This window comes from Sandarakinorhabdus sp. (assembly GCF_031430775.1).
GTDB lineage: Bacteria > Pseudomonadota > Alphaproteobacteria > Sphingomonadales > Sphingomonadaceae > Sandarakinorhabdus.
Map to the genome: position 1 here is coordinate 1 of NZ_JANPCD010000181.1, position 7,225 is coordinate 7,225.

The window sequence follows — 7,225 nt, forward strand, 5'->3', positions numbered from 1 at the left end:
CAGCCGCTCGCGGCTTTCCGGGCTGAGCACGTCCCTATGGCCTGAGAAATGCGCCACCAGCGCATCCCGCCACGCAGAACGCGTTTCCGCATCGCCCAGCGTGTTCAATTGCAGCGTCACATCCTTCGCTACGCCCAGTTCGCGCAGCAACTGGTCGGCCAGCGCAATGACCTCCACGTCCGCCGCCGGCTCGGCTGCACCCAGCACTTCGGCGTCCAGTTGGTGGAACTGCCGGAACCGGCCCTTTTGCGGGCGTTCATAACGAAACAGCGGGCCCCAAGTGGCCAGTTTCATCGGCGCATGTTGCTGCCAGCCGTTTTCGATATAGGCCCGCGCGATGCCGGCAGTGAATTCCGGGCGCAATGTCAGCGAATCGCCGCCGCGATCTTCGAAGGAATACATTTCCTTCGACACGACATCGGTGGTCTCGCCCAGTGACCGCGCGAACACCGACGTGCTTTCGAACACCGGCACTTCGACGCGGCCAAAGCCATAAAGACGCCGCACGCGGTTGAACGTTTCGATGACATGGTCAAAACGCGCGGCGGCTTCGCCCATCATGTCCTGGGTGCCGCGCGGCCGCTGCGGGGCCTTGGGTGTCGATGGCTTGGTCATATGCTGGCGCGAAATAGGCGAGCGCGCCGCACTTGTCACCTGCCCTGCCCTGTCGCTATCCACCTGACATGCGCTCCATCCTTTTCGCCGCCGCGCTTTGCGCCGCTCCCGCCCTTGCCGCTCCCCGGTCAATGCCGCACCCGTTGCCGATCACCGACACGGTGCCACCGCCGCAGGACAAGCCGTTCAAGGGCGTGCTGACCATCCAGGTCGATGCCACCGACACGCTGCGCGGCGTGTTCAAGGTGCGCGAACGCGTGCCCGTCACCGGGCCGGGGCCAATGACATTGCTGTTTCCCAAATGGTTGCCCGGCAAGCACGCCCCGCGCGGCGAGGTGGAAAAAATCGCCGGGTTGAGCATCCGTGCGGGCAGCAAGCCGCTCGTCTGGCGGCGCGACCCGATCGACATGTACGCCTTTGCCGTCGATGTGCCGGCGGGCACCAGCCACCTCGATGTCGATTTCCAGTTCCTGTCGGCCACCGAAGGTAACCAGGGCCGCATCGTCGTCACCGCCGACATGATGAATTTGCAGCCCAACAGCGTCGCGCTGTATCCGGCGGGATATTTCACCCGGCAAATTCCGGCTGCGCTGACGGTAACATGGCCGGCCGGCTGGCAGGCGGCCAGCGCGCTGCGCGAGGTGTCACGGGCCGGTGATGCCATCACCTATGCGACTGTGGATTTCGAAACGCTGGTGGACAGCCCGTTTTTTGCCGGGCGCCATCTGCGCCGCTGGGACCTTGGCCAGAATGTCACGCTGAATGTCGTCGCCGACGAAGCGCGGTTTCTCGATGCCAAGCCCGACCAGATCGACAAGCATCGCGCCCTTGTCGCCCAGGCCGTCAAGCTGTTCGGCACCCGCCAGTTCGACCACTATGACTTCCTGCTGTCGCTGACCGAAACCATGGGTGGCATCGGGCTTGAACATCACCGCAGTTCCGAAAACGGCGTGAACAGCACGTATTTCACCGATTGGGACGGCGGGCCGGGCCGGCGCAACCTGTTGCCGCACGAATTCACCCATAGCTGGAACGGCAAGCACCGGCGCGGCGCCGATTCCATCGTGCCCGATTTCCGCACGCCGATGCGCAATTCGCTGCTCTGGGTGTATGAAGGGCAGACGCAATTCTGGGGCTATGTCCTGCAGGCGCGGTCCGGGCTGGTGTCGCGCACCGACACGCTGGACCAGATTGCCGGCATCGCCGCGACGCTCGACAACCGCCCGGCGCGCGGCTGGCGCAGCCTTGATGATACGACCAACGATCCGGTCATCGTGGCGCGCAGTCCCAAGGGCTGGCTCAGCTTTCAGCGGTCGGAGGATTATTACGCCGAAGGCATGTTGATCTGGATGGAAGTTGATGCCATCCTGCGCCGCGAAACCGCCGGCAAGCGCGGCATGGACGATTTCGCGCGGGCGTTTTTCGGCACCGGCGAGGGCGACTGGGGCGTGGTCCCCTATGATCTGGGCACGGTCGTTGCCACGTTGAACCGTATCCACCCTTATGACTGGGCCGGGCTGCTGCGGACCCGGCTGACCGAAAAAGCCGAAGGCGCGCCTCTGGGCGGCTTGACGCTGTCGGGCTGGAAACTTGTCTACACCGACAAGCCGACGCCGGCCTTTGTCGATGCCCAGAAGTCTTCCAAGACCAGCAATTTGTCGTTTTCGGGCGGGCTGGTGCTGGGCGCAGTCGGCAAGATCGAACAGGTCATCTGGGGCAGCGCCGCCTTTGATGCCGGGCTGGCGGTCGGCGATATCCTGATCGCAGTGAATGAACGGCCCTATAGCGACGATGTTTTCAAGGCCGCCATCACCGCCGCCCAGGCCGAAACAGCACCGATCCGGCTGATGGTTCGCACCGCCGACCGCGTCCGCAGCGCCGATCTGGCCTGGCATGGCGGGTTGCGGTATCCGAGGCTGGAAAAGACCGACAGCGCTGAGACATCACTGGAAAAACTGCTGCTGCCGAGGCCTTAGCGGCACACTGTTCCGATGGCCGATTGACAGACAGGCGTGGCACGTCAAACTGCTGGTATCGAGCGGGTGGCGGGGGCGCGTGGCAGCAGGACAGTCCAGCAATCGTCCAAGGCGCCGCATGGTCACGCTTGCGGCGCTTGGCGCTGTGCTTATCGGCGTATCGGGGTGTTCTGACATGGCCATGGTGATCTTTTCCGAACTGCATGGCGTTGTGATGCGCGGCGGCGAGCCGATTGCCGGCGCCGAGCTGCAACGCCAATGGACATGGCCGTGGGGCAAGGAAGTGGCCGGGGACACCGCCAAAACGGACAGCGAGGGGCGCTTCCATTTTCCTGCCGTGCTGCGGTCTTCGTTCATGGGTTCCATCCTGCCGCATTCGCCGAGCATCCAGCAGAAGATCCGCATCGCCGGTGAGGCGCCAGAAAATGATATCTGGCAGGCCGAGAAGAACAATTATCGACCGGGTGGAGAATTGGGGCCAAACCTGTCCGCGCCGGCAATTGCAGTGGTTTGCGACCTGGCCGCGGCGCCGGCGCTTCACGGCGGCGTCTACGGCGTATGCAAGGTTTCAGCGAAGGACGGGCGCCGATGACACAATTGACGCCGCACCTGGCCGCCGCCGCTGCAAATGCCGCCTATACAATGTTGACTCCTGGCAATCTCAACATGGGCGCCTTCCCTTATGTCGGCACCATTGATGCCGCCTTTCCAATGGCAGGAAGCAACCGCCTGTCGGGCGTGTCCGGCAACATGTTCCGCCGGATCGGATCGGGTTTCGGCTATTGCGCGATGGGCAAGTCCGGCTCGACGTGGGACGGCCATCTGCTGATTGCCACGCGCGGCACGCAAACCACCGAAGACTGGCTTTCGAACTTCAATTTTTCGGCTGAACCGGGTCCGGGCGGGTTCCCGGTCCACACGGGGTTCCACAAAATCTACAAGAGCATGCAGCCCGAATTGATTGACGCCATCACCGATCTGAAGCGCAATAACACCATCAACCATGTCCATTGCGTCGGCCACAGCCTTGGTGGCGCGCTTGCCACGCTCAATGCGGCATGGGCTTCATCGCAGAGGATGGGGCAGGTTTCCTGTTACACCTTCGGCGCGCCGCGTGTGGGGTCCTTGCCTTTCGCGCTGTGGCTGCAATCGCGGTTGGGCAGCGAGAACCTGCGCCGGGTCTATCACCCCGCAGATCCCGTGCCGATGATCCCGCTTTTCCCGTTTTTTCATGCGCCGACGAGCAGCGGGATCGCCCTTGTCAATTCCGATGGCGCACTGGTTGACAAGAGTTTTCACAACCGCACCGATGTCTATCTGGAAGAGTCGAAAAAATTCGGTTCATGGGCTGGCATGGCACATGCCGGCGTGCAACCGGACTCGGGTTTGAAGATCCAGCAATGGCTGGCGCAAGGCGGCGTCACAAACGGATTTGTGATGGGTTCGGCGCGTCTGCTGGGACTGATCGGCGACGCGCTGGCATGGATTGTCCAGCAGGCCATCAAGGCAGGAGTTGGCGTCGTGGCCTTCACCGGGGCGACGTTGCTGGATCAGATCGCTTCCATCATTCATGCAGGCGCACGGGTCTCCATCACACTTTATGGCTATGCGGAAACGCTGGTGAAAATGATCTTCCGCTTTCTCGGGCGCGTCCGACGGGCCGCCGCCGATCTGACCATGGATTTCCTGCGCTGGGTTCTGGGCCTGCTGTTCGGCGTGCTTGCCAATACGGCACGGCGCGCGCTCGACATGCTGCCCTGAACCGCAGCGTTCACACAGCCAGCGACAACTGCCCCTCCAGCACTTCGCGCGCCAGCGGCACGGTCACGGCGCGCTGGCTGGCCAGTGCAGCAGTGTCCAGCCGGTCCACGACATCGGCGGCGGCGGCAAAGCTCCGCTCGATGCGCAGGCACAGGAACGCCAGCACATCCTCGCCCACCCTGATGCCGCGATCGGCGAACTGCTTGGCCAGCACGGCGGTGATAAGCGCATCATCCGGGTCGCCGATGCGCACCTGAGGCGTGGCCGCCAAACGTGATGCAAGATCAGGCAGGCCGTGCCCCCAATCGAGCGGCCGGCGCGAAGCCGTCATCAGCAACGGGCGGTCGGTGGTAGCCGCATTCCAAGCGTGAAACAGCGCTTCGGCGTCGGCGCGGTCGGCATCGTCCCAGACCGTGCCGGCAAACAGCCGCGACAAATGCGTCTTGCCGGCGCCGGACGGGCCGACCAGCAGCGTGCGCGGCATCGGCCAATCCTGCGGCGCCGCCAGCCAGGCGGCGGCGTGACGATTGGCTTCGCTGACGACATAGCTGTCCGCCGCCAGCGACGGCGCAAAGCCTAGCGGCAGTGCGGGCTGCACTGCGCTCATTTGCGCTCCGCCGGCAGCAGGTCGGCCGGTGCGCCCTTTGCCGGCGGACGCTGGGCCGGGCGCTGGACAGGCGGCGCAGCGGCTTTGGGCGGCACCGCAGGCAGCCGGACCGGCGGCGGCAGTTTTGCGCCCTCTTTGACCGCTGCCGGAAAAGCCGGACGGACGGCAACCACTCCCGCTGGACGCACGGGTGCAGCCGGTACTGGCACAGCGGCTGGCGGCACGGCGACCACAGGCGGCGGCAGCGGCGCATCGGCCGGCAGGCGGCGGCGCAGCAAAAGCTCGGCGCCTTGCCGGTCGATCCGCCAGCCACGGGCATCGAGCACGCGCTCCAGATCGGCGATTGCGATACTGTGGCTGACAGCGATACGCGTCGTGCCGCCAAGAGAGAGGCTGGTCACCACCACGCCGCTGATGCCGGGCAGGCTGCGCAGCAACCCTTCCGCAGCTGCCGCAGCCGCTGCATCAGGCGTGACCACGGCCAACATCAGGCTGCTGCCGGCGCCGATGGCCTCGGCGGCAAGCGACGGTGCGTCGCGCGGGCTGGCGCCGATCAACGGCTCCAAATCAGCGGCAAGCTCCGAATCGGCCTTGAGCAGACCCGCGCGCAAGGCAGCGGCATAAATATCATCCATCCGGCGCACCGCCGCATCGAGCATGGCATCCAGGCCATCTTCACGGGGCGCACGCAGGGTGAACCGCCCAAGCTCCGTGGCGTCCGGCCCGTGCCGCGCGATGAACACGCCCGTCACCGGCCCGCCCGGCCAACTGCGTGTCATCCGTGCCTCGGCGGTCAGCACGTCGCTGGCATCGAACCTGTCCAGCAGCACCCGCCAACTGCCCCGGTCGGCGCGGTGCACCTGCCAGCCCGTGAGCACCAGATTGTCACCCGGCGAGCCTTGCGCCAGCACATAATCCAACGGCGTCACATTCTCCCGGTACCGCGTCCATGCCGCGCGCCACGGTGTCTGCTGCCGGTACAGCACCGCCGCGCCGCCATCGATCCACAGTGGCAACAACAGCATCGGCGGTGATTGCAGCGCCGCGCCTGTGCCCGACAGCCACACGGCGGCGCGGCTGCGATCAAAGATGACCCCAAGCCGGGCGATGTAGCGTTTTTCCGAAAATCGCTCCCCCTGGCTTTCGATGCCGGCGACCATGGCATCGATCTGCCCGTCCGACAGGCGCGGCGCGCTGGCGGCCAGCTGCCCGGTCAGCCGTTCCCACAGGATCGGCCACGCCCGGCGCTGCGCCAGCCGCCACGCCGCATTGCGGGCTGCCAGCGGGTTCGGGCCGGCCACATCGACCTCGATGCCGCTGACCGCATAGGCGCTGCCGCCCGATGGCGCCGCCACGGCGGGCACTGCGCCCATCAGGCACAACAGCAGAAGAAGCACGCGTATCACGCGGGTGTTTTAACGCCGGGCACCAGAATGCCAAGCGGTGAAGCTGGAAACCGGCGAAGGTTGCCGCTAGGGACGAACCATGACGAAGCAGAAACCGCTCACCTACGCAGATGCTGGCGTATCGATCGCTGCCGGCAATGCGCTGGTGAAAATGATCGCGCCTCTGGCCCGCGCCACGGCCCGCCCGGGCGCCGACGCAGAACTCGGCGGCTTTGGCGGGTTTTTCGACCCCAAGGCTGCCGGCTACAAGGACCCGTTGCTGGTTGCGGCCAATGACGGGGTGGGCACCAAGCTGAAACTGGCTATCGAGACCGGCCGCCATGACGGCGTCGGCATCGATCTGGTGGCGATGTGCGTCAATGATTTGATCGTTCAGGGCGCGGAACCGCTGTTCTTTCTGGACTATTTTGCCAGCGGCAAGCTCGAACTGGACGTTGCGACCGCCGTTGTGGCCGGCATTGCCCAGGGCTGCAAGCTAGCGGGATGCGCGCTGATCGGCGGCGAAACGGCAGAAATGCCGGGCATGTACGCAGCCGGCGATTATGATCTGGCCGGCTTTTCGGTTGGTGCCGTGGAACGCGGCGAGCAGCTGACCGGTGACAACGTCGCGGCGGGCGATGTGCTGATCGGCGTCGCGTCATCGGGCGCGCATTCCAACGGCTATTCGCTCATCCGGCGAATCATCGAACGCAGCGGCCATGATCTGGCAGCGCCGGCGCCGTTCGACCCGGCGCAGACGCTGGGCGCGGCATTGCTGACGCCGACGCGCATTTATGTGAAATCGCTGCTGCCGCTGGTGCGCGCCGGGCACATCAAGGCGATGGCGCACATCACCGGCGGCGGCTTCCTGGAAAATATCC

The 7,225-nt window shown here is 65.2% G+C and carries 7 protein-coding genes; 4 read left to right on the forward strand and 3 right to left on the reverse strand.

Annotated features, from left to right (window positions below; genetic code table 11):
- Positions 1 to 615: ATP phosphoribosyltransferase regulatory subunit (locus RMQ73_RS11730; RefSeq protein ID WP_310498435.1), on the reverse strand; the 615-nt coding region annotated here is incomplete at its 3' end.
- Positions 616 to 746: 131 nt separating this feature from the next.
- Between RMQ73_RS11730 and RMQ73_RS11735 the strand changes: the two genes are divergently transcribed.
- The 3 genes from RMQ73_RS11735 (at position 747) to RMQ73_RS11745 (ending at position 4,352) form a co-directional block, all read left to right on the forward strand.
- A complete protein-coding gene (locus RMQ73_RS11735) occupies positions 747 to 2,591 on the forward strand; it encodes a peptidase M61 (RefSeq protein ID WP_310498436.1) in 1,845 nt (614 codons plus the stop codon).
- A gap of 214 nt (positions 2,592 to 2,805) precedes the next feature.
- A complete protein-coding gene (locus RMQ73_RS11740; protein WP_310498437.1) occupies positions 2,806 to 3,183 on the forward strand; it encodes a DUF6795 domain-containing protein in 378 nt (125 codons plus the stop codon).
- Positions 3,180 to 4,352, forward strand: coding sequence for a lipase family protein (locus RMQ73_RS11745; RefSeq protein WP_310498438.1), 1,173 nt, complete (start codon positions 3,180 to 3,182; stop codon positions 4,350 to 4,352). The genes RMQ73_RS11740 and RMQ73_RS11745 overlap by 4 nt, the downstream gene beginning before the upstream one ends.
- 10 nt (positions 4,353 to 4,362) lie before the next feature.
- Here the strand turns inward: RMQ73_RS11745 and RMQ73_RS11750 are convergent, their stop codons facing one another.
- Positions 4,363 to 4,959 carry an HdaA/DnaA family protein gene (locus RMQ73_RS11750; protein ID WP_310498439.1) on the reverse strand — a complete coding sequence of 199 codons (597 nt, stop codon included), beginning with the start codon at positions 4,957 to 4,959 and terminating at the stop codon, positions 4,363 to 4,365.
- Positions 4,956 to 6,332, reverse strand: coding sequence for a heavy-metal-associated domain-containing protein (locus RMQ73_RS11755; RefSeq protein ID WP_310498440.1), 1,377 nt, complete (start codon positions 6,330 to 6,332; stop codon positions 4,956 to 4,958). The genes RMQ73_RS11750 and RMQ73_RS11755 overlap by 4 nt, the downstream gene beginning before the upstream one ends.
- A 112-nt stretch (positions 6,333 to 6,444) precedes the next feature.
- On the opposite strand from RMQ73_RS11755, the gene purM reads away from it, so the two are divergent.
- Positions 6,445 to 7,225: phosphoribosylformylglycinamidine cyclo-ligase (gene purM, locus RMQ73_RS11760; RefSeq protein WP_310498441.1), on the forward strand; the 781-nt coding region annotated here is incomplete at its 3' end.

Coding starts and splice junctions, on each gene's coding strand:
- RMQ73_RS11735 (WP_310498436.1), top strand. CDS start 747: ATGCCGCACCCGTTGCCGATCACCGACACGGTGCCACCGCCGCAGGAC.
- RMQ73_RS11740 (WP_310498437.1), top strand. CDS start 2,806: ATGCGCGGCGGCGAGCCGATTGCCGGCGCCGAGCTGCAACGCCAATGG.
- RMQ73_RS11745 (WP_310498438.1), top strand. CDS start 3,180: ATGACACAATTGACGCCGCACCTGGCCGCCGCCGCTGCAAATGCCGCC.
- RMQ73_RS11750 (WP_310498439.1), bottom strand. CDS start 4,959: ATGAGCGCAGTGCAGCCCGCACTGCCGCTAGGCTTTGCGCCGTCGCTG.
- RMQ73_RS11755 (WP_310498440.1), bottom strand. CDS start 6,332: ATGGGCGCAGTGCCCGCCGTGGCGGCGCCATCGGGCGGCAGCGCCTAT.